General features: G+C 37.7%; 22 protein-coding genes. 5 read left to right on the forward strand and 17 right to left on the reverse strand.

The features are described 5' to 3' along the window. Nucleotides 1-731: 731 nt before the first annotated feature. From AAEZ22_RS12800 to AAEZ22_RS12815, 4 genes are all read right to left on the reverse strand, one after another. The gene (locus AAEZ22_RS12800; protein WP_352297494.1) at nt 732-983 is read right to left on the reverse strand and encodes a DUF1090 domain-containing protein; all 252 of its coding nucleotides are present in this window, start codon (nt 981-983) and stop codon (nt 732-734) included. A 128-nt stretch (nt 984-1,111) separates the two neighbouring features. Next, complete coding sequence (locus AAEZ22_RS12805) at nt 1,112-1,684, reverse strand: MiaE family protein (protein ID WP_011328238.1); 573 nt, start codon at nt 1,682-1,684, stop codon at nt 1,112-1,114. Between the two features lie 87 nt (nt 1,685-1,771). Then, a complete protein-coding gene (locus tag AAEZ22_RS12810; RefSeq protein WP_086996941.1) occupies nt 1,772-2,404 on the reverse strand; it encodes a sulfotransferase in 633 nt (210 codons plus the stop codon). A gap of 8 nt (nt 2,405-2,412) precedes the next feature. Then, nucleotides 2,413-2,787, reverse strand: coding sequence for an MAPEG family protein (locus AAEZ22_RS12815; protein ID WP_350545160.1), 375 nt, complete (start codon nt 2,785-2,787; stop codon nt 2,413-2,415). A 121-nt stretch (nt 2,788-2,908) separates the two neighbouring features. On the opposite strand from AAEZ22_RS12815, the gene AAEZ22_RS12820 reads away from it, so the two are divergent. Further along, complete coding sequence (locus AAEZ22_RS12820; protein WP_011328241.1) at nt 2,909-4,255, forward strand: DUF2254 domain-containing protein; 1,347 nt, start codon at nt 2,909-2,911, stop codon at nt 4,253-4,255. A gap of 9 nt (nt 4,256-4,264) precedes the next feature. Here AAEZ22_RS12820 and AAEZ22_RS12825 read toward each other — a convergent pair whose 3' ends face one another. The 3 genes from AAEZ22_RS12825 to ggt all read right to left on the reverse strand — a co-directional run bounded on the left by AAEZ22_RS12825 (nt 4,265) and on the right by ggt (nt 8,817). Beyond that, nucleotides 4,265-4,975 carry an SIMPL domain-containing protein gene (locus AAEZ22_RS12825; RefSeq protein WP_011328242.1) on the reverse strand — a complete coding sequence of 237 codons (711 nt, stop codon included), beginning with the start codon at nt 4,973-4,975 and terminating at the stop codon, nt 4,265-4,267. A gap of 217 nt (nt 4,976-5,192) precedes the next feature. Continuing rightward, nucleotides 5,193-6,887 carry an NAD-dependent malic enzyme gene (locus AAEZ22_RS12830; RefSeq protein WP_011328243.1) on the reverse strand — a complete coding sequence of 565 codons (1,695 nt, stop codon included), beginning with the start codon at nt 6,885-6,887 and terminating at the stop codon, nt 5,193-5,195. 151 nt (nt 6,888-7,038) lie between these two features. Continuing rightward, entirely contained in the window at nt 7,039-8,817 is a 1,779-nt protein-coding gene (ggt, locus tag AAEZ22_RS12835) for a gamma-glutamyltransferase (RefSeq protein WP_197107944.1), read from the reverse strand. Nucleotides 8,818-8,911: 94 nt separating this feature from the next. Between ggt and rrtA the strand changes: the two genes are divergently transcribed. Then, on the forward strand, nt 8,912-9,496 hold the full coding sequence (gene rrtA / locus AAEZ22_RS12840; protein ID WP_179807047.1) for a rhombosortase: 585 nt from the start codon (nt 8,912-8,914) through the stop codon (nt 9,494-9,496). A 54-nt stretch (nt 9,497-9,550) separates the two neighbouring features. Here rrtA and AAEZ22_RS12845 read toward each other — a convergent pair whose 3' ends face one another. From AAEZ22_RS12845 to AAEZ22_RS12875, 7 genes are all read right to left on the reverse strand, one after another. Then, entirely contained in the window at nt 9,551-12,055 is a 2,505-nt protein-coding gene (locus tag AAEZ22_RS12845) for a S9 family peptidase (protein ID WP_352297487.1), read from the reverse strand. A 102-nt stretch (nt 12,056-12,157) separates the two neighbouring features. Beyond that, complete coding sequence (locus tag AAEZ22_RS12850) at nt 12,158-13,330, reverse strand: endonuclease/exonuclease/phosphatase family protein (protein WP_352297490.1); 1,173 nt, start codon at nt 13,328-13,330, stop codon at nt 12,158-12,160. Beyond that, a complete protein-coding gene (locus AAEZ22_RS12855) occupies nt 13,330-14,256 on the reverse strand; it encodes a YeiH family protein (protein ID WP_011328248.1) in 927 nt (308 codons plus the stop codon). Before AAEZ22_RS12855 ends, AAEZ22_RS12850 begins: the two co-directional genes overlap by 1 nt. Before the next feature lie 6 nt (nt 14,257-14,262). After that, nucleotides 14,263-14,487 (reverse strand): DUF2798 domain-containing protein, encoded by a 225-nt coding sequence (locus AAEZ22_RS12860; RefSeq protein ID WP_011328249.1) that lies wholly within the window; start codon nt 14,485-14,487, stop codon nt 14,263-14,265. Between the two features lie 57 nt (nt 14,488-14,544). Further along, nucleotides 14,545-15,693, reverse strand: coding sequence for a 5-(carboxyamino)imidazole ribonucleotide synthase (locus AAEZ22_RS12865; protein ID WP_197182058.1), 1,149 nt, complete (start codon nt 15,691-15,693; stop codon nt 14,545-14,547). Nucleotides 15,694-15,695: 2 nt separating this feature from the next. Beyond that, entirely contained in the window at nt 15,696-16,178 is a 483-nt protein-coding gene (gene purE / locus AAEZ22_RS12870) for a 5-(carboxyamino)imidazole ribonucleotide mutase (RefSeq protein ID WP_011328251.1), read from the reverse strand. Nucleotides 16,179-16,329: 151 nt separating this feature from the next. Beyond that, entirely contained in the window at nt 16,330-17,919 is a 1,590-nt protein-coding gene (locus tag AAEZ22_RS12875; protein ID WP_080516828.1) for an ABC-F family ATPase, read from the reverse strand. Between the two features lie 716 nt (nt 17,920-18,635). On the opposite strand from AAEZ22_RS12875, the gene AAEZ22_RS12880 reads away from it, so the two are divergent. Continuing rightward, entirely contained in the window at nt 18,636-19,847 is a 1,212-nt protein-coding gene (locus AAEZ22_RS12880; RefSeq protein ID WP_197182057.1) for a porin, read from the forward strand. A gap of 214 nt (nt 19,848-20,061) precedes the next feature. Here the strand turns inward: AAEZ22_RS12880 and AAEZ22_RS12885 are convergent, their stop codons facing one another. Together AAEZ22_RS12885 and AAEZ22_RS12890 are read right to left on the reverse strand one after the other, a co-directional pair. After that, on the reverse strand, nt 20,062-20,352 hold the full coding sequence (locus AAEZ22_RS12885) for a type 2 periplasmic-binding domain-containing protein (RefSeq protein WP_197182056.1): 291 nt from the start codon (nt 20,350-20,352) through the stop codon (nt 20,062-20,064). Nucleotides 20,353-20,649: 297 nt separating this feature from the next. Further along, complete coding sequence (locus AAEZ22_RS12890; RefSeq protein ID WP_011328255.1) at nt 20,650-21,150, reverse strand: GNAT family N-acetyltransferase; 501 nt, start codon at nt 21,148-21,150, stop codon at nt 20,650-20,652. A gap of 151 nt (nt 21,151-21,301) precedes the next feature. Between AAEZ22_RS12890 and AAEZ22_RS12895 the strand changes: the two genes are divergently transcribed. Then, a complete protein-coding gene (locus AAEZ22_RS12895; RefSeq protein ID WP_011328256.1) occupies nt 21,302-21,505 on the forward strand; it encodes a hypothetical protein in 204 nt (67 codons plus the stop codon). An 89-nt stretch (nt 21,506-21,594) separates the two neighbouring features. Here AAEZ22_RS12895 and AAEZ22_RS12900 read toward each other — a convergent pair whose 3' ends face one another. Next, a complete protein-coding gene (locus AAEZ22_RS12900; RefSeq protein WP_011328257.1) occupies nt 21,595-21,792 on the reverse strand; it encodes a CPXCG motif-containing cysteine-rich protein in 198 nt (65 codons plus the stop codon). 448 nt (nt 21,793-22,240) lie between these two features. On the opposite strand from AAEZ22_RS12900, the gene AAEZ22_RS12905 reads away from it, so the two are divergent. Beyond that, complete coding sequence (locus tag AAEZ22_RS12905; RefSeq protein ID WP_041454430.1) at nt 22,241-22,762, forward strand: TetR/AcrR family transcriptional regulator; 522 nt, start codon at nt 22,241-22,243, stop codon at nt 22,760-22,762. Nucleotides 22,763-23,283 lie beyond the last annotated feature (521 nt).

A 23,283-nucleotide genomic window follows, 5' to 3' on the forward strand; every position in this document is an offset into this window, starting at 1 on the left:
CTAACATTTCTATTTCAATCCCATGCTGTTTTATTACTCTTTATGAGTAACAATCCGGCCATAATATTTGAATTGATATACCATATGCTTATACTTTGGCTATCAGTTGTAATAGTTTTTTATAAATAAACCTCAAAAAGATCTGGTTTATCACTGTTACACACATGGGTTTTACCTGTATTTACATAGCTAGTTTTACAAAATCACGCTATTAACAGTAATAAATCAGCTGGTTTAGTTCGTTTTATAAGCAGGTGCTTTAAATAGCCTATTATGTAGGGTTTTAATTTTCAGTTTTAGTTATATTTGGTTTAATTATTAGTCATTTAAATTATGTTAAATTGTGGTGTGATTATGTTTATCACAGTAATGCGCTTGGTTATTTAACTAAAACTCCCTGCTGATAGTGGTTTTAACTATGAACTTCTAAGTTTTTGAAAGACAGCTGGTATAAAACAGAGTAATGGAAGCGCGCTTCCCCATAATGTTTGATTGCTATTTGTAGTATGACTTTTTAAGTATAATTTTTAAGTGTATTTTAATTAGGCTAGTTTTAAAGATTGAAGTGCCCTGCACTGTATATAGTTATTGTTGCGTCATAATGTAATTAAATATGATGGTTAATCCGATAATATTCGCAGTACACTTGCTGTTAACGATAACCTAAAGCGTTAACAACAAGTAGCCACTGGTGATTTAATTAATTTTGCCAAGCTCATCTTTCAGATGTTTTAGTTTAAGCTTTCTGCTGTAATCTTTTTTTGATACTTACTAACTTTATCACTTTTACCTGCTTGTTTAGCATCTAGCAGATCTTCTTCATATTCAGCAATATCATTGTTAGCATCGTTTATTTTTTCTATTAAATCTTCTTTCAATATTTTTTCGCTGCAATTAGCTTTTGCTGCATGTAATGCCTTTTTTAACCCTTCAATCTTGTATTTATTGCCATGTTCCTTAGTTATGCCAAGCTGGCTTTCTATCTCGCAAAATTTTTTTCACAGCCAGTTAAATCACTACACGCTAATGATGCAGCAACCGAAATTGTTACAAACAAAAAAGCGCCAAATATAAATTTAGCGCTTTTAGAGTATTGCATTAACAGCTTAAATTAATGCAGTGCCGCAGTAAACGGAATGCTTTCACAAATTTTAGCTTCCGCTATTAGTAGCTCTTCTAGGCGTATGTCTACTTCTTCTTTATCAAAATACTCATACGCTAATTCTACAAATAAGTTTTTATGTTTTTCTTCTGATTCGGCAATCGCAATGTAAAACTCTTTTTCTTTGCCCTCTGGTAACGCTTGCGCCACTAGTGAAAAACGTTCGTGCCCTCTTGCCTCAATAACCCCACCGACTAATAATCGATCCATTAAAAAACCGTCGCGGCCGTGTCTAAATAAAGCACGTATTTGTTTTATATAAGGGTCTTTTTTGTCATCACCTAAATTTACATCACGTGAAATTAAAATTTTCAGCACTTCTTTAAAATGAATCATTTCTTCAAGTGCTAAGTCTGCCATAGCTGTAACCAGTTTACGTTTATCGGGGTAATGCGACAGCATAGACATGGCCATACCCGATGCTTTTTTTTCGGCTGCGGCGTGGTCTTGTAAAAAAGTATCGAAGTCATCAAGTACAACTTCGGTCCATTCAAATGGAGTGTGGTATTTTAATTCAAACATGCTCTGTACTACTTATAACAAGGTGTAAAATAATGCGCAGATTTTAGCGTATATTAGGTAAAAAATCATGCTCCTAAGCCTGTAAAGTTAAACCTTGTAGCGTAACAGTTTATCTATGCGCCCTTTTGCTGTTGATTCAACTTTTAGCGGATGTTTTATATCGTTCCAGGCAGTAACTTTGCCGCCCATATTCATTTTTTCAAAATCTGTTTTATTACTTTTAATCGCTAAAAAATCACAGAGCATTTTGTAGCTTTGCGGTTTTGCTATATTTATTGATAAAAAGCGTTGCTCTTGGTGTTTAAAATAATTTTTAGCGTCATTGATATGCGTGTTATAACAATGCGTTAAGTAACTATCATCGTTTATATTATCAATTGTTAAATTACTAAATGTATTTAAATAACAATGCTTTATATGAATATTAAAGCCACCATCAGTGCGTGTTAAATTAGTATGCATACGTAATAATAATTGCTTTATTGATGGTAGCCATACGTTAAGCTCACGCTCTAAATAAATAAATTTTGCATCCGGATAATACTTATCGAGAGCTTTATAATCATTAAAAATTGGCGTATCGGCAATTGCATGGGCGTTATCAAAACAATTGTTTGTGTAAGCAGTATGCGCTGTTGGTATACCAAACTCTAAAAAAGCATGGCAAACACTTGTAGTGCCTGTACGCGGTAAACCAATAATAAATATTTTGTTATTCATAATTAAATTTAACTAAAGCGGGTTAATAAAATAACTAAAGCACTTATAAGCATAGTTAAAAATGTAGCTATAACACCAATTTGGCGGTACTTTAGGTTTTTTTCTACTATGCCAAAATTATGAAAAACGCGGCCTATAAGTAGCATTGCACCAAGTGCATAGCAATAATGACTCGCTAACCCCTGATATTCTGCTAAAAAAAGCAAAATAATAGCAAACGGTACATATTCCATAAAATTACCATGGGCACGAATTGCCCGTTGCAACTGTGGATTTTCGCCTTCACCAAGTGATATTTGCGCTGCCCTGCGCACGTTTATTACGTTAAAGCTTAAGTAAATATAGTAAAATGCAAGTAATGCAGCGTATGTTGAAATTATCACAGTATTATCCTAATATTTTTGGCAATAATAACACACAAGTTAACCTTCATTATCAGAAGTTTAGTTCACAACTATGCTAAAGTATTAATAATACTCTTATACAATAAAGCATAAGGATTTTATGTTTGTACCTCGCAAAGTAGCCGACAGTTATCGAGAAATGATAAATAGTATTGGCTTTTACCCTTCTTTACTTTCAATTGCATTTTTAACCTTTGCGGTTATTACGATGTCGGTTGAATATATGCCCATTATTGAAAAGCTAAAGTCGTTTATATCTGTAGTATTAGTAGATAGCGCCGAAAATGCGCGAACTGTTTTAAGTACCTTAGCCGGCAGTATTATTTCGTTAACTGTGTTTAGTTTTTCAATGGTAATGGTGGTATTAAACTCAGCCAGTGCCAGTTTATCGCCGCGTGTAGTACCTGGATTAATAACCCGGAAATCTCACCAACTGGTATTAGGTTTTTATTTAGGCAGTATTATTTACTCAGTAATTATGCTCATAAATATTAATAAACTCGAGAATGGCGCCATGGCTATACCGGCACTTGGGGTATTATTTGCGCTTATTTTTGGTTTGATTTCGTTAGGGTTATTCGTATTTTTTATTCACTCTATATCTCGCGCTATTCAAGTAGATAATGTTTTAAATGGTTTATTTAGCCAAACAAAAAGTGAAATTAAAACCATTATTAAAAGTCAGCAAGAAGCGCCGCTTAAAAATCTTCCCGACTTTACTGATTGGCATTCTATAAATAGTCAAACTGAAGGCTACTACAAAGGAGTGCACACCGATAAGCTTTGCGCCTTATTATCTGCAGAAGAAATTGAGCTTTATATCACTGTTAAACAAGGTTATTTTACAGTTAAAGGTTATCCATTTTTAAAGTGTAATAAAGATATTTCAAGTAATGATGAGTTAATTACTAAAATTTTAAGCTGTTTTATTTTTTATATAGAAGAGTATATTAGCGACCATTATCGTTATGGTTTAACGCAAATATCAGAAATAGCCGTTAAAGCGATGAGCCCAGGCATAAACGATCCGGGTACAGCAGTTAAAGCCATTGATATGTTGAGTATTTTATTAATTAAACGACTTTCAATAAGTGATATTAATTACAGCTTTAAACACAGCAAAGATACGCCATTATTATATATACACGAAACCCGCTTTGATGAATTACTGCATGATAATTTTACACCGCTACGTAATTACGCTAAAGGCGATGCGTACGTAATGACCAATGTGTTAGAAGCATTTAAAAATATTTTATTTGTTGCTCACGAAAATTCAGCGGCGAGGGAAAGTTTATTTAATTATTTAAATGCTATTGTTGATGACATTAACGAGCACGTAACGAATGAGTACGACAGGCAGGAAATTAATAATATGCTTAAATCAATTGCCCGTATTAGTAAGCAACAAGGTGATACATTACTGGCACGTTTTAAGCGCCAGTAATGTATAAACTTAATCTATATAATAAACTGCATAACTAGATGCAGTTATAATGATTTCACCTGCATGATAGGCATCGGGTACATAATTACTCGGTGTACTATCTGAGAGCATCACTTTTTCGGCGCGCATATAAGGGGCTGATTGCACATTTAATGGCTGCATAGATGCGCTATATAAGCCTTTTAACTCTACGCCAAACTCACTGCTAAACTCTTTAGCTGCATCGCGAGTATCTTTTATAGCCAGTTTTTGCGCTTTTTTGTAGAGTTCATCGTAATTGCTTGCTAAAAAACGCGTATGGTTAATTTCGTTAATACCATTGTTTACTAAGTTTTGTAGTAACTCGGGATATTTATTAATGGCATTAAGCTTAACCGTTAAAGATCTGCTAACCCTAAAACCTTTAAATTGCTGCTCACCGCTTTCACGATTATATTGGCTTTCTCGGTTTATTGATATTTGCCCGGCATTAATATCTGCATCACTTACACCTAATGCTGTTACTAATTTTATTGCCTTAGCCATGGTTATATCGGTTTTATTTTTTGCAGCAATTAAATCTTTATCTATTTCGGTAATGCCAACATTTAATAATACATGATCTGGCATGGTGGTAATTGTTGCTTCACCTTTAACATAAATATGCGGTGTATCGGGTGTGGCCGCAGCAAATGCATTAAAGCTCAGTGCTGCACCTAAAAATAAAGTAAACGTTTTCATAAGTGAATCCTTTTATATTAACCGTAACAACTGGTTATATTACTAACTTTATTAAATTCGCAATCCTTTATTGGTCACTAATTTAATACAAAAAGTATTTACAGCCTGCTATATATTAAGCTTATTAAACACTTTAAGTGGTTAATTACAGATGAACAAGTACAAAAAACAGGCCGTAGCCTGTTTTTTAATTATTACTAAATACTAAGTTGCAGCTTTAAATGCTACTGCGCTTATAGTTACGGTACTTAGGTAACCAGTAGTTTTTATCGATAGCAGCCCATAGTGCGTCGTCAGAAATATCAAGAGCAACGCCCTCTTCAATCGCTTTTTTGCCTACAGCAAATGCAATACGTTTACTTAGGGTTTCAATTTCTGTAAGTGCCGGCAATAAACTTCCTTTACCTGTGTTTGCACGCGGCGATGATTCAGCCAGCATTTCGCTAGAAACACTTAACATAGCATCTGTAATACGCGTTGCTTTTGCAGCTATAACCCCTAAACCAATTCCCGGGAAAATATAACTGTTGTTACACTGCGGAATTGGGAAAAGCTCACCATTATATTCAACTGGGGCAAATGGGCTACCTGTAGCAACAAGTGCTTTACCTTCGGTCCAGTTAATAATATCTATTGGGTGTGCTTCTACCTGTTTTGACGGGTTACTTAATGGGAAAATAATAGGTTGTGCACAACCTGAATACATAGCGCGTATTACTTGTTCGGTAAATAAACCAGGTTGGCCCGAAACACCAATTAAAATATCGGGTTTAGAGCAATGCATTACATCAAGTAATGACGCAAATTCGCCGCTGTACGTCCATTCACTCAAACGAGCTTGTGGTTGCGCTAAAACTTGCTGAAAGTCGCGTAGACCTTCCATACCTTCCGATAACAAACCAAAGCGGTCAACCATAAATACCTGGCTGCGTGCTTGCGCTTCGCTAATACCTTCAAAAACCATTTGGCTTACAATTTGCTCAGCAATACCACAACCCGCAGAGCCAGCACCAACAAATACTACTTTTTGATCTGCTAGGCGTTCGTTTTTAACTCTACACGCAGCAAGCAATGAGCCAACAGTTACTGCAGCTGTGCCTTGAATGTCGTCATTAAAACTACAAATTTCATTGCGGTAACGTTTCAGCAGTGGCATCGCATTTGGCTGAGCAAAGTCTTCAAACTGTAGTAATACATTTGGCCAGCGACGCTTGATTGCTTTAATAAATAAGTCTAAAAACTCATCGTACTCATCTTGAGTAATACGCTTATGACGCGCACCCATATACATAGGATCGTTTAATAGCTTCTCGTTATTTGTACCCACATCTAGCATTACCGGTAATGTATACGCAGGGCTAATGCCACCACATGCGGTATACAAAGATAGCTTACCAATAGGAATACCCATGCCACCAATACCTTGGTCACCTAAGCCTAAAATGCGTTCACCATCGGTTACCACAATTACTTTTACTTTACCTTTGGTGGCATTGCGTAAAATGTCGTCTATTTGAAAACGATTTTCATATGAAATAAATAATCCACGTGCGCTGCGATATATATCTGAGAATTTTTCACAGGCATCACCCACTGTTGGGGTGTAAATTATTGGCATCATTTCTTCAATATGATCACGCACTAAACGATAATAAAGTGTTTCGTTATTATCTTGAATTGCACGTAAATAAATATGCTTATTAAGATTGTCGGTAAAACTAGAATACTGCTGGTAACAACGCTCTACCTGCTCTTCGATTGTTTCATAACGAGGAGGCAGTAAACCCGCAATATTAAAGTTTTCGCGTTCTTTTTGGCTAAATGCACTGCCTTTATTGAGTAATGGCGTTTCAAGAAGGCCGGGGCCAGAATGATGAATATAAAGATAATTTGGATCGGTATTTGTAGTCATATTTCCAAGCTTTACTTAGTCTTAAGTTATGATCTGCCATTATCGGTGTTAAAGGCTAAATTGCAATGCTATTTAACCTTGTCAGACCATTGAGAATATATAAATGCGCTAATTTTAAACACTAGCTTAGCGCATTTGTATTATACATAATTTAGAATTTTAAAGTGGCGCTTTTATCAGTTAAATCAGACAAAGCCACCCCTTCACGGCGAGGATCGGCGCCGCCTATTAATGTGTTGTTTTTTACTTCAACTGCATGTAAACCAGAATTTAAATCTAAAATTCTAACATTATGACCACGCTTGCTAAGTGCTGGCGCTAATGCTTCAAGCGCAGTGCCTTTTTCAAGGCTAGTGTAGTCGTTACGATTAGTAGTACGTGGTAGATTAATTGCTTCTTGAACAGATAAATCCCAATCAAGCACGCCAATTACCACTTGCGCAACGTAACTAATAATACGGCTTCCGCCAGGAGATCCGACAACCAAACGTAAACTTCCATCTTTATTAAATACCATTACTGGCGACATAGAGCTGCGCGGGCGCTTGCCAGCTTCAACTCGGTTTGCTACAAGCTGGCCGTTTTTACGCGGCGATAATGAAAAGTCAGTCAGCTGATTATTTAAAATAAAACCATTTACCATTACCGTTGAGCCAAAAGCCATTTCTATTGAACTGGTCATAGACACTGCATTACCTTGGCTATCTACAATCGACACATGGCTGGTTGATGGCAATTCGAACGAGTCATCTTTGGCATAACTTAAGTAATCAACTGGGTTACCAGCAACGGCTGTTATATCTTGCTCGGTAATTAGTTTTGCACGTGTGGCTATATAGTCTTTATTTAATAATTCCTTGGTAGGTACTTGGGTAAAATCGGGATCGCCCATGTAAACATCCCTATCGGCAAACGCAATTCTTGATGCTTGGCTAAAGTAATGCAGTGCTTGCTCACCATTTACTGGCAGTGCGCCCATGTTTTTATGCTCTAATAAGCCAAGCATTTGCAGCACAGCTACCCCGCCGCTACTGGGTGGTGCCATAGAACATACATTATAAACACGATACTCAATACATACCGCCTCGCGCTCTTTGCTAGTGTAATTAGCCAGATCTTGCTCATTTAATTTGCCAGGCGCTATTTTAGAGTGCTGTACCGCATTAACCATTTGTTTGGCATTAGCGCCCTTATAAAATGCATCAATACCATTACTAGCAATCTCTTTGTATAAATTAGCTAATGGCTGGTTTTTTTTGATGCTACCTATCGCAATTAATTTACCGTTTGGGAAAAAGTAGTCGTTAATTACTGGCATGCTCATTACGCCAGGGTTTAATTGGCGCTGCAGTAAACCGTGTAATCGCGGCGAAACCTCAAAGCCTTGCTCTGCAAGCTCAATGGCTGGTTTAAATAAATCAGCCCAAGGTAGTTTACCGTATTGTTTATGTGCGTTAGCAAAGGCATGTAAAACCCCTGGCACACCTACTGAGCGTCCACCTACTATGGCTTCAATCCACTTCACGGCTTTGCCATGCTTATCTAAAAACAATGTTTCGTCGGCGTTTTCTGGTGCAGTTTCACGGCCATCAAAACTGGTTAATTTGTTGTTTACTTTGTTGTAGTACAGCATAAAGGTGCCGCCACCAATACCTGACGATTGTGGTTCTACTAAAGTCAGTACCAGTTGCGTTGCTATTGCAGCATCAACAGCGCTGCCGCCTTGCGCTAATATTTGCTGCCCAGCACGAGATGCATACGGGTTAGCTGCAACCACCATATATTTATTGCCGCTCACGGCTTGTTTATGTACTAGGCCGGTTGCGGCTTCTGGCTCGCGCGTTTCAATTTGAGTAAGCGGTTGTGCAAATAAAGGAAAAGACGTTGCACATAATGTAATAGCAAGTAATGCGTGATGTTTAAAGTTCATAAAGAGTAAATAACCTAAATTATCAGGAGTTAATTGGCATCTTAAAGTTAAACAGGCACAATATGCAAAAATTAATACTAAAAATTACAATTAAATGCTTAATTTACCAGTGCAACCTCGTTATTTACTCCCCCCTTTATTTTTAATGCTGCTAAGCGTTACTTTTGCTACTTTTGATTTAAATGACTTACTCGAATTTAATCGCGATTTAGTTACTCAGGGCGAATTGTGGCGAGTTTTTAGCAGCCAATTTGTTCATGCTAACTGGGCACATTTGGCGCTAAACTGCGGCGGTATTATTTTAATTTGGTTACTACATGGCGAATATACGTCGCCTAAACGCTACGCTATTAATATTAGCTTATTGGCTCTGTGGTGCGGCTTAGGTGTTTACTGGTTTTGCCCCAGTATTTATATTTACACTGGGCTAAGCGCACTGTTACATGGCGTTATTATTTGGGGCGCAGTTAAAGATACAACACTTGAGCTTAAGTCGGGCTATTTATTGTTTATTGGGGTGTGGCTTAAAATAATATTTGAGCAGCTAAATGGCCCTAATGCTGATATTGGTAAGCTTATAAACTCAACCGTTGCAATTGACGCGCACTTAATTGGTGCTATTGGTGGTACTTTATTAGCTGCACCTTTATTAGTTAACTACATTAAAAACAAAAACTAAATATAAAAAACGCCACTTAAAAGTGGCGTTTTAGGTGTAACTTGTTATTAATCGTTACAGGGTTTCTTTAAACAGTTTATAAATACGGCGATATTCATCTAACCAGCTCGATGGCTGCACAAAACCGTGCGGCTCTACCGGAAAAATAGCCGTTTCAAAGTTTTCTTTTTCAAGCTCAATTAAACGCTGTACTAATCTAACCGTATCTTGAAAAAACACGTTGTCGTCAACCATAGGCGCATTAATTAATAAGCGTTTGTTTAAACCCTCAGCATAGTAAATAGGCGAACTGCGCTCATATGCAATTGGATCAACATCCGGATGGTTTAATATATTTGCCGTGTACGGCGCATTATAATGAGCCCAATCGGTAACGGGGCGAAGTGCAGCACCCGCTTGAAACAATTCTGGCGCGGTAAATAACGCCATAAAGGTCATAAAGCCGCCATAAGAGCCGCCATACGTGCCTACAGCTTGCGTATTTACGTTGGCATTTTCTGCCATCCATTTAACCCCATCAGCTAAATCTTGGGTTTCGGGTGTACCCATTTGACGATAAATTGCCGTACGCCAATCACGTCCATAGCCTTTAGATGCGCGGTAATCCATATCCATTACTACATAACCTTCGTCAGCTAATAACGAATGAAACATAAACTCACGAAAATACCCAGACCAGCCCAAGTGCGAGTTTTGTAAGTAACCTGCACCGTGGTTAAAAATAACCGCTTTACGCTTTTTACCCACTTCGCCCTCTACATAATCAGCCGGATAGTACACTTTTGCGTAAATAGGTTGATCAGTATGGCTAGATGGCACTGCAATTATTTTAGGGGTTGTTAGCTTTTTAGCTAAAAACTCATCCGAAACCGTATGTGTTAACCGGGTAACCTGTGTGTTTGCTTTTGCATCAGCCACATACAACTCAGTTGGTAACATAATTGTTGAGTGCTTTAACAACAGCTTGGTTTGATCAGGGCTAAGTGTATAGTCGGTCATGCCATTAAGGTCGGTTACTTGCTCGTTTTTACCGGTTAGTGGATTTACACGGTAAATTTCGTATAGGCCTGGGTGTTCAACGTTAGCCTTATAATAAATAGCACTGTTATCGTCGGTAAGCGTAAGGTTAGATACTTCAAACTTACCTGTTGTTAGCGCTGTTGCTTTACCATTTAACGGCTTTTTATAAAGCTGACTGTAACCCGACTGCTCTGATAAATAATATAAGGTGTTAGAGTTGTGTAGCCAGCCAAAATCGTTAAAAGCATAGGCTATCCAAGCGTCGTCATGTAAACGATGTTGCGACACTAACTTATTATTTTTAAAATCGACGGTTGCTAACCAGCGATCTTTGTTATCCCACGCTTCTAGCATTATTGCTACGTTTGAGCCGTCGTCGTTCCAAATTATAGGGCTTTGATCCCAGCCCCAATCGCTAATTAAATTTATACCACGCGGCGATTTTTTAGACTTATACGTTTTACCATCACGGGCATAGTTTTCTTTTTTAACCGCTGCTAATACGTCTTCATCAAAGCCCGGTAGGGTATCAAAGCTTAAGGTATTTTGACTTTTATCGTTTAAATTAATGTATACCAGCTCTGAGGTTTGCGACTTTTCGTCAGCTACTCGGCGGCGCGCTTTTTTAGGTTCAATGCGGGCATCATCGGTAATATAATTTGGCATTATATCGCTATCATCGCGCCAATCTCTTTGCTCTTGCACTACCACTAATAAAGCATCACCATTTGGCGATAACTGCACGTCTTTTACACTATTACCTTTGCCTAAATAAAACTCAGTATTAGCAATTGAGCTATTTTGCTGCTTAAGCTGTGCTTTGCGTGCTTGTTTATCTTTATTGTTTTTATGCGTTAGCGCTATGTAATCAATAAGTTTGTGCTGCTCTTTAGCAATATAACTGCTTGGTTCTGTAATGCCCTGGGGCTTATCTGCCAGTTTTAAATTAGCAATTTCAGTGGTTAAGCCTGAGCTTAAGTCAACTTTAAAAAATGTATTACCTTGACGATAAGCTAAGCTGCCATCATTTAAAAATTGTGGCTTAGATTCAGTGCTAGAGGTATGCGTTACTTGTTGAATTGCACCTGTTGTAACGCTTTTTACAAATATATTACCCTCAAATACATAGGCTTGCAGGGCTTTATTTTTTGAATAAACAGCTTTATTTGCACCTACAGTGTGCAGTTTATTAAGTGCTATTTGCTCTGCGCTTTGGCTTGTAATTGATTGGCTAAATAAGTTACGTAACTCATTACCTTGCTCTTTACGTGCATAAATAATGGTAGCAGAATCACTGCCCCAAAATGCGCGCTCTGGTTGACGTCCAAGCCAATCGGGATGGGCCATAGCTTGCTCTAACGTTATTTTAGTAGAGCCCATATCGGCGGGGGTATTAACAACGGCAGCAACAGGAGACGTTGTTACATTATTTTGCGTAGCTGTTGAAGATGATGCAGTTGCTTGACACCCTGCTAAAAAAACACTTGAGGCAACAGCCAGTGCTATTAATGTTTTGGACGATGAGATATTAAAAATCATAGTGCTTCTTAACGGTAATTATAATTAAGCCGTATTTAAGCAGAAGCACTTTGGTGATTGCAATTTTTTAAGACAAACGCCGGTGTAACTGAGTTAGGTTGCTTATTCTAAGCGTAAATCTAGCCAAACTAGTCGATGATCACTCGACGCATTTCTGTCTTTAATTAAGCGGTATAGCTGGCTATTTTTAGTTGGCCAAAATACCCCACCATCAATAATTTTTAACCCATAATGCGATGGCAAAACATAGTCAACCCGTGCTTGCCAACTTGCACTGTAATTTTTAGCATGGCTGTGCTGTGGATATTGCTCTTTTGCGCCAGCACTTTGCGGTATAAAACTGGCGTTTACAAGCGGATGCTTAAGTAGCTGATCTGTAGTTATAGTTCGCTGTTTATCACCCTCAGGGGCGGCATTTAAGTCACCTAAAATAACAAACCGAGACTGAGCATTTAAACCGCCTTTTTTACCTTTATCGTCATAAATATAATCGGCATTATTAATGTAGTCTGCAACTAACCTTACTTCATCATGGTTACGCTTACCATTTCTGTCCTCTAAGCCATCAAAAACCGGCGGGGTTGGGTGCGATGCAAGTATGTGTACCGTTTTATTATTAACTGATATGGGTAAATCCCAAAAAGATTTTGAGCTCAAACGAATGTTTTGCCATTCTTGCTCGTTATACCAGTTTTTGCCTGTGGTTGGATCGATAGGCATTTGCGCATTAGGCATATCTTTATATTTAAAAGTTGGCAGCGTTCGTACTTTATCTAAATCGATTGGATAACGAGATAAAACAGCCATACCGTAATGGCCTTCAAAAAAACCAAAACCGTGAGCGTCACCCATTATTCCTGTTTTTTTACCATCGTTATCTAAATCAAACTCAGTGGCTAAACCGGTATTAACTGGCGCAATATAAAAATAAGGATAGTCTATTGCCGCTTGATTATTTTGACTCACGTTTAAATAATGGCTTTTAAAGTACGTTATACCCTGCTCTTTTGGCACATAGTCAAACTCGTTTAATAGTATTATATCGGGGCGAACACGTTGAATTATTTCGGCAATATTTTTAATTTGTGAATGCTCTGCTTTAAGCGCGCTAACCAAAGAATCGCTTTTTACAGGGGTTTTTCTTGGTGTATAGTTAGTTGCATCCATACTTACATTAAAGGTGGCAACACGCAGTTGCGCCGCTGCAACGTAGTTGCTTAGCAGTAAACAAAACAACGTACTACCCAAAGTAATACTACTTAAATTACCTTTCATTATATCAACCCATCTAAAATTAATAATAAAATAACACTACTTACCACTATCCATAATAAAATTGCCATTATAAAGGGCTTAAGTCCGGCTTGTTTTAGTACTGCTAATGATAGGCCACTACCAATTAAAAATAATGTAACTATAAGCAATTGTTTAGCAACTATATTAATAACGCTCCATACAGGTGAAAACTGTGGCAAATAAGTATTAATAAGTGCGGCGAGTACAAAGCCAACAATAAATAGTGGAATACTGGCTTTTTCATCTGAGCGTAAAAACACCCCAGCAAGCGCAGTATAAGGAATGATCCACATAGCGCGGGTTAATTTTACTGTGGTGGCAATGCTTAGTGCCACAGCGCCATAAGTAGCGGATGCACCTACAACACTGCTGGTATCGTGAATAGCTAAAGCAGCCCACATGCCAAATTGCTGCTCGGTTAAATTAAAATAATGGCCAATGGCCGGAAACAACAGTAAGCCCACGCCATTGAGCATAAATACTACGCCAAGTGCCACAGCCACTTCATGATCTTTTGCTTTAATTACCGGTGCCATAGCTGCAATAGCACTGCCACCACAAATAGCAGTGCCAAATGAAATTAATACGCCGGTATTGCGGTTAAGTTTAAATACTTGGGTAAGTATTTCACCTAAGCCAATTATTGCGGTAATACTCACAATAGTGAGCACTAAAGAGCTGCTACCCACTTCAATTACCTGATTAAAGTCAACGGCAAAACCAAGCCCGACCACCGCTGCTTTTAACATCCACTTACTGGCTTTTTGCGAAAGCTCGGCAAACGGATTACCTAATGTCATAGCAAAAGCAGCGCCTATTACCAGTGCACTACCAGCGCCAATAAAAGGAGTGATACATAATGCTAAAAGAATTAAAAACAATGGCTTTTTGAGTGTTAATGGCATGCTGTATTACGCTCGAATTATTTTATCAGTTAACTTGTGTACTAAAGGTGCAACTAGAATAACTGTAGGAAATGCGATAGAAAATGCAAATACCCATGCTTTGAGCCATATAGTTATAATATTATCGACCATTCCCACGTTAAATAATGAGATCACAAAAGACATAAAGCCCGACATTAATAGTGCCATTAAAAATGCAAACACAACATTGCGGTATTTAGGGTTAAACATAGGTGTAGCCTTTGGCGTTAAGCAATAAATTGAGATGTCCCAATTTATTGCTTATTTTTAGTTGAGTATCAAAGATGTACTCGTGGCTAAAATACCTGGGTAGGCTTGTTCTGGTAAACACTCGCTAAGTTCAGCTAAGCGTTCACCTAGTTGATGTAGACTTTGAGCTGAGACATTAATATGACCCATTTTACGCCCTGGTTTTACTGTTTTACCGTACCAATGACTAGTTACATCAGTCACTTCTAAAACTGCAGTAGGAATACTGGCTTGGCCAAGCACATTTATCATCGCAGTGGCGTGTTTAAGCTCAGTATTACCCAGAGGCAGCCCTGCAACCGCACGCATATGGTTTTCAAACTGCGAGCAATGGCAACCTTGCTGTGTCCAGTGGCCTGAGTTGTGTACACGCGGGGCAATTTCGTTTACCAGTAAAGTGCCTTTAACGTCAAAAAACTCAATTGCCAATACACCCACATAATTAAGCTCATTCGCTAATTTAGTAAAGGCATCAATAGCTTGCTGCTCTACATGGCTATTATTTAAACCTGCTACCGATAAGGTTAATACACCATTGGTGTGCTGGTTTTCGGTTAACGGATAAATTGCAACATTACCGTGTTTATCGCGTGCACCAATAATAGATACTTCACGATCGAACGGAATCATTTTTTCAGCAATAATAGTATGAGGTGCATGTGCTGTGCCTGAGGCAATAAAATCAGACATTTGAGCCCAAATTTCATCAATTTGATCGTCAGACTTTAATCGCCATTGGCCTTTACCATCGTAGCCTGCTTGACAGGTTTTAATAACTAAAGGTTTACCTAGGTTTTTAACCGCAAGCTCAAGGTGCGCTTTTTCAGTAATAAGTTGATACGGTGCGCACGCTACAGCTGTTTTATCTAGTAGTGCTTTTTCGATTTGGCGATCGCCACCGGTTTTAATGGCCGCTTTACCCGGATAAAACTTATTGCTATTACAACAAAGTGTTAATACATCGTCAGGTATATGCTCAAACTCAGCAGTAATTGCATCTGCGTTTGCTATGGCTTGCTCTAATGTGGTTGAGTAAACTTCGCCTGTGAGTGGGTGCACAATTTTTTGGCTGCCTACATCGTACGCAACCACATTTAAATTAAGTGGCGCGCCAGCAAGGCTCATCATGCGTGCTAATTGCCCTGCACCTAAAATTAAAATAGTCATTATTACTCTGCAGGATTAGGGTTAGCTAAAATAGTGTCGGTTTGTTCTTTACGAAACGCTTCAATTTTTGCGAATATTTCAGGATTTTGACACCCTAAAATTTGCGCTGCAAGTAAACCTGCATTAGCAGCGCCAGGCTCACCAATAGCTAATGTCCCTACCGCAACACCTTTAGGCATTTGGCAAATAGAAAGTAGCGAATCAATACCATTAAGCGCTTTTGATTTAACTGGCACACCAAGTACTGGTAATGAGGTAAATGCAGCTGCCATACCCGGCAAATGGGCCGCGCCGCCTGCGCCTGCAATTATAACTTTAATACCACGGTCGCTTGCTGAGCTTGCGTAATCAGCAAGGAGTTGAGGAGTTCGGTGGGCAGAAACTACTTTTGTTTCGTACTCAATGCCAAATTTTTCTAGCATGAGCGCCGCATGTTCCATGGTTGGCCAATCTGATTTAGAACCCATAATAATGCCAACTTTCATAAATACTCCTCAGTAATATACTATTTTAACTAGCGGACTTATGTCCGCTTTTATGGCGGGTATTATACCCAAAAGTCATTAAATTGCGACTAACAAAAACAAAAAAAGCCATGTTAAACATGGCTTTTAAAAGTTAGCAGTAAAGCGCTATTTACGCCTCTTTACTTGCTAGGTACTCAGCGTAGGTACCTCTAAAGTCAATAACCTTACCGTCTTTAACTTCCCAGATACGCGTAGCAACCGATGATACAAATTGGCGATCGTGAGACACAAACAATAAAGTACCTTCGTAGGCTTCAAGTGCTAAGTTAAGTGCTTCAATAGATTCCATATCCATGTGGTTGGTTGGCTCATCCATTAGTAATATATTTGGTTTATGCATCATAATTTTACCAAATAACATACGGCCTTGCTCACCACCCGATATTACTTTAACCGACTTTTTAATATCGTTTTGAGAGAACAACATACGGCCTAAAAAGCTGCGCACCACTTGCTCGTCGTCGCCTTCTTGCTGCCATTGCTCCATCCACTCAAATAAGTTCATATCGGTGGCAAATTCATCTGCATGATCTTGCGCGTAATAACCAATATTGGCATTTTCAGACCACTTAAACTCACCCGACTTAGGCGCTAAACGCCCAGCAAAGGTATTTAACAGTGTTGTTTTACCTACACCGTTTTCGCCAATAATAGCAATGCGTTCACCTACTTCTACTAAACCTTCAAGGCCAGAGAACAAAGTGTTGTCGCCAAAACCTTGGCTAAGGTTAGTCATTTCTAGCGCATTACGGAATAATTGTTTTTCTTGATCGAAACGAATAAATGGCGTTTGACGTGATGACGCTTTAACTTCATCTAACTGAATTTTGTCGATACGTTTAGCACGCGACGTTGCTTGCTTAGCTTTTGACGCATTAGCAGAAAAACGCGATACAAATTGTTGAAGTTCAGCAATTTGGTTTTTCTTTTTGGCGTTTTCGCTTAACAGACGCTCACGTGCTTGCGTTGCAGCAAACATGTATTCGTCGTAGTTACCTGAATAAATACGCAGCTCACCGTAATCAATATCGGCCATGTGGGTACAAACCGAGTTTAAAAAGTGGCGGTCATGCGATATTATTATCATGGTGCAATCGCGTTGGTTCAATACATCTTCTAACCACTTGATTGTATAAATATCCAAGTTATTAGTAGGTTCATCGAGTAGCATTATTTCAGGATCTGAAAACAGTACCTGTGCTAAAAGTACACGCAATTTAAAACCTGGCGCAATTTCTGACATAGGGCCATAGTGTTGCTCAGTAGCAATACCTACACCTAATAACAACTCACCCGCTTTAGATTCTGCAGAGTAACCGTCCATTTCGGCAAATTCAGTTTCCAAATCGGCTACTTTCATGCCATCCGCTTCGCTCATTTCAGCTAAAGAGTAAATACGGTCGCGTTCTTGTTTAATTTCCCATAACTGCTTGTGACCCATGATCACAGTATCAATTACAGAATACTCTTCGTACGCAAACTGGTCTTGGTTTAGTTTAGCAACTCGTTCATTTGGATCAGTGCTAACGTTACCCGAAGACGGCTCAAGCTCACCACTTAGAATTTTCATAAATGTTGATTTACCGCAACCATTAGCACCGATCAAACCGTAACGGTTGCCGTCGCCAAATTTTGCTGAGATGTTTTCAAATAATGGTTTAGCACCAAATTGCATGGTGATGTTAGCTGTACTAATAATAGCGCTACCCTCCAAGGGAGACATGATGTATTTTAATTGCGCGCAGTTTAAACCAAATTCATCGTTTTTTCTATGAAAGTTTAAAGGCTAAATACGCAAATAAGAGCCTGCTTTAATAACTATAATTAAGTTGTGAAATATTACTTAACCCACACTAGGTAACGCACCTTACAAAGCGATTAAATTGCCGCATAATTAAACAAATTTCAATTTTAAAAAGTTAACACTTCCTTATATTTGTATCCAAAAACAACATCAGTCAGCAATTGATATTGCTGCTGGTGCGTATTTAATTAATAAATTTTTGCTGACTGAATTTCATTCGCCGTTGTTAACATCTGCAAAATTATTTAATACAACTGTTTAACCTGTTTGTTAGCTTGTTTGTCGCATTTAGTTTTTATTAAAAATATTTTTGTATATATTGATGATATAAAAGACACTTAGAGCTTTTGCACTACCCTTCACTTTTTAGCCAACTTGAAAAAACTCACCTTTATTTTTTTAATTTCTAATACCAAACAACTACCCAGCAACTTAAAGTATTAAAAAAAGCAACACCACAAAAACAAAATTAACGCTAGGTGAATATTTGCTATTTATTTTGTTTATTGCGGGTGATTATTTTTCACTTTTGAGCATATTATTGCTTTGTTAGTCTTCAACCCCACAGATATACCCCAATAAAAAAGCATCAAATTTACACAAGGCAACAAATGATAAATAACAAGTTAGCAACTCTACTAAGCGTAAGTATTTTAGCGGCTCCAGCTGTATCAGCAGTAGAAGTTTATAAAGACGATAAAAATGCTGTCTCTATTGGTGGTTATATTGACGTTCGTGCGATCAATACCCAAAACCAAACTGAAATAGTAAATGGTGCCTCGCGTATTAACTTTGCTTTTAAACGCCAATTAAAAAATGATTGGGAAGCACTGGCCTTAATTGAATGGGGTGTAAACCCTGTTGGTAATAGTGATATTGTTTACAATAACCGCTTTGAATCTATTCAAGATGAGTTTTTATATAACCGCTTAGGTTATGCCGGCTTATCGCATTACAAGTATGGTCAAATTACTATTGGTAAACTATGGGGTTCATGGTTCGATGTGGTTCACGCTACTAACTTTAGCTATGTATGGGATGGTAACGCAGCGGGTGTTTATACATATAATAAAGACGATGGCGCAGTAAATGGTACCGGTCGCGGTGATAAAACGCTGCAATATCGCAATACTTACAACGACTTTGAATTTAGCGTACAAACGCAACTAAAAAACAGTGAGTTTTACACTTGTGATGTAAGCAATATTACAGAAGCACAGTGCCAAGCCAAATGGGAAGCTGGCGAAGCGACTGCACAAAAAGTAGAGTTTAATTACACTTTTGGTGGCGCAGTAACTTATAACGTAACCAATATGCTTACGTTAACTGCCGGCATTAACCGCGGTGAGTTTGACTTACACTTTGGCGATGGCACAACTCGCTCAGTAGAAGATATAATTTATGGTGCGGGAATTAGTTGGGGCGATATTAATGCAGCAGGTTTATACGCTGCAGCTAACATTAATAAAAACGAAAACCATGATACCGACAATTTGGGGCGCTTAATTAAAGAAGCAGTTGGTATAGAAACATTTGTATCTTACCGTTTCGATAATGACTTTAGACCATTTATTGCATACAACCTTTTTGATGCTGGCGACGATTACGTAATTCAACCTAACTTTAACGCCGATCCTAACGATGTATTTAAGCGTCAATTTGCCGTTATTGGTGTTCATTACTTACTTGACGACAATACCCAGCTTTACATAGAAGCACGTAAAGATTTTAGTGACTTTGAAAGTGCTAATAAAGAACAACAAGCACTTATGGAACAATCGGAAGATGACGGTATCGCAATTGGTTTTAGGTATATACTTTAAAGCCTAACTTAGTTTTACAAAGGCCTTGTTATAGAGCATAACAAGGCCTTTTTTATTGGTTTTAAGTTTATAGCATCACTCAGCCATGCTGCTTTGAATGTCTATTTGGGCGCTTAAAACTATATTTACAAATGTTGTACTTACGTCATTTTTTAAATTGAATTTGTAGTGGACTTTGCGTACTTGCATTCTCCAGCGTTATAAAATGACATCCTCACTGTAAAATTTCTTGTGCACAATACAGTCCTATCACCCCACTCCTAAACATTACAATCTCGGTTACTAATGTTTGCATATGCCTAGGTTTGCTAACACTATTTGGCGAAAACCCGACTTGTTTACTTTCACATTTATGGCCTTGATTAACAAGAGCAACTAGCTTATCTGGATAGACCGCATGGCTAATAAATTCATTGCTAATTGTGCTTCTTAGTAATGGCCTTGAAAACGCTATATCAATTTGCTCTGTAGCTGTCATTTCAAATAACGTTACGTGCACTTGCATATAGTAGGTTTTATAAGTGCGGACCAAAACCACCATAAAGGTTAAACACGCCGAACTCAAATGTGCAATTTAAGTGAACCGGATAAGTCGTCAGGATCTCAGATATTGTAATTTGAGATAAATATCAGCGCTTAGCATTTACTACTGCCCTGCTACTTTATAAATTTAACACCTTTGCTAAGGTATTGCTCCCCCACAGTAAGTATGATGTGTTCTTTGCTGTGTTTAATTATAAATAATTACAGTAATTACGGAAGTAACGTTTAGATTTAAACCGGCTATTGTAGCACGTTAACTCTATAATAATTTATACCAAAGTGAACTGTTATCACTATTTTGTACACCACACTTTGGCGTAAATCCTAGCTTTATTAGCAAAGCGTGTGAACGTTGGTTGTGTGTACTTACCTCAGCATACAAATGTTTTAATTGTAATGCAGGCATTACTGCCATAAAACCTAAAAGCACTTCTTGCATAATTCCTTGTTGCCAAAAATCTGGGTGTAACTCAAAACCTATAAAAGCAGTTTGCTTGTCTGTATTTATTTTGTATAAACCACACGAGCCTAACAATTGGCCATTGCTGTTATGCTCAATTGCTAAGCGCAATACACCCCCTTCGTAATAGCCGCTAATATCGTTTTGTATTAATTGCTTAACCTGTTGCTGGCTAAGCGGTGTTTGGTAATCGTTATATTGAGACACTAAAGGATGATTTAAAATGCCAAACAAAGCTGCACCATGTTTGTGAGTTATTAAACGCAAGGTAACTCGCGGTAGTGTTATTGTTTTAAACATGCAATTACCAAAATTATAAATTTTTGAGCTACCTACTACTTAAATTCAGTATTTGTAAAAATAGCTATTAAGCAATAAATAGCACTTTATATAACAGTATTATTAACTTACCATACTGCATTAACAAGCAATATATTGAGAGTAATTAGCCATGAGTGACGATTTTAAAGTAATACAGCCCACTACCACGGTTTATTGCCCTGAGCGCGGCGAAGGTTGGACCCTAACGGGGATTACTAATATTAACGAGTTCACTTCGGTGATGTTTGACGGCACGCGCTACACCCTTCCCGCTCGCGAAATTATAGAGCAGTTATTGCCAAACCAATTAGCAAGAGAGCAGCAAAATAAATAACGACTTTTTAGCTTACATAAATAACTAAAAGGCTGCTTTGATAAAAAGCAGCCTTTTAGTTTTAAATTAAATCTGCGAGATTATAAAAGTTAAAATGCATCATCTTCACTGTATACATTAACACCAAGCTCAGCATCAGCATCTTCAAAAACTTTAAAAATAATTGGCTTACAACATACCTGGCAGTCTTCAATATACTGTTGGTCTAAATCTGCAGCATCTAGTAAAACGTCAATTGTTTCGCCGCAATAAGGGCAGCCAATCGATTTTTCGGTTAATTGATTCATTTACACACCAACCATTATAAATAAAGTTATTTTAGTTAAAATGCAGCTATTAAACAACATATCCTAAGTATTACACTGTGCTAATTTTTATAGCATTTACGCGAGTAAATATTATCGCTTATAACCAGGCTACTGGTTTATTTTAATGCGCTTAAATAAGGCAATAAACTCTAACTTGAGAGTTAGATAAACAAACTAGAACCTGTAGAATGAACAAATACATGTTTGCTATAATAATAACAATGCAGATTATTAATTGAGCATGCTCACAATAAAAATGAGCGCACTCAATTACTATTTACTTAATTTAGTAAGTAGCGAATAGTCAATAAGCATTTTCAAGCTTAAAATAGGGTACTCAATTGTTTTTAATGCAGTTTTATAAACACTTATTTTGCACTTACAAACATTACTTAATAAAACTAGTAGAGAGCAATACACAAATATAATGGATAAAAAACAGAGAACACGTAATAAAATTTTAGCATCTGCTTGGGAGTTATTTTTATTACAAGGTTACGAGCATACCTCAACCCGAGAAATTGCAACAGCTGCTGGTGTGGCTGTGGGCACTGTATTTAGTCATTTCGAAAATAAAATAGACTTATTAATTGCCGGAATGCAGCAACAAATTACCGCTATAATTAATCAAGCTCGCGCATCCGATAAACAACACTCTCCTAGATTAAAGCTGCGTCATTATGCACATCCCCTGTATTATTTTTATTGTGAAAACAGTGAATTTAGTAAAATACTTATCAGTAATGTTATTTGGCAAGCAACCTTTTTTAGTGAGCAAGTAAGCCTGTTTAAACAGTTATTATTTCAGCAGCAAACTCAAATTGATGACGTAAAAGCAAGCGTAATGATTGACTGCTACTTTATGACTTTAATTAGCGGGTTAAACGAGCAATCTCCCAATGCCGATGCTATGTTAAGGCAACTTACCCAAAAAATAGCTTTGCTATAAACAGAGCACTATATAATTACTGGTAACTAAAACGGAGCATCGCTATGCGGTAAGCCCCGCCCTTTACTTATGATAAAGAAAACATAAAGATTAGCGCTATTGCTAAACTATACTCACCCACAACAAAGCATGATGTGTTCTTTTTACTCATAGCTTTGTCCATTAAAGCTAATAGCATTCAGTATAAATAAAATAAGCTCTGAATAAGGTGTTTAATACACTAGCCATCTCTTATTAAACTCCTATTCTGCACTGCATATTCTCTCCAGCTTTGATCACCCAATTGCATTAACTTTGATCGCTTATTCTCATTAAGCTTAGATCACTAAAATCACTTGTAAATGATCACTTTTATGCTCTTAATGATTTTGCTGATCAAAGCTTAATACCACTCGTAACCGAGTTCACGTTTTATCATTTTTGTAGGTGTGTTAAACCGTTATATGAATCGTTTGATGAGGATAACAACAATGACAACAAGACCTATATCTATGAGTAAATTACATTCCATTTTACGGCTG

The sequence above is a fragment of the Pseudoalteromonas sp. 20-MNA-CIBAN-0454 genome (genome assembly GCF_040308685.1).
Taxonomy (GTDB): Bacteria; Pseudomonadota; Gammaproteobacteria; order Enterobacterales; family Alteromonadaceae; genus Pseudoalteromonas; species Pseudoalteromonas nigrifaciens.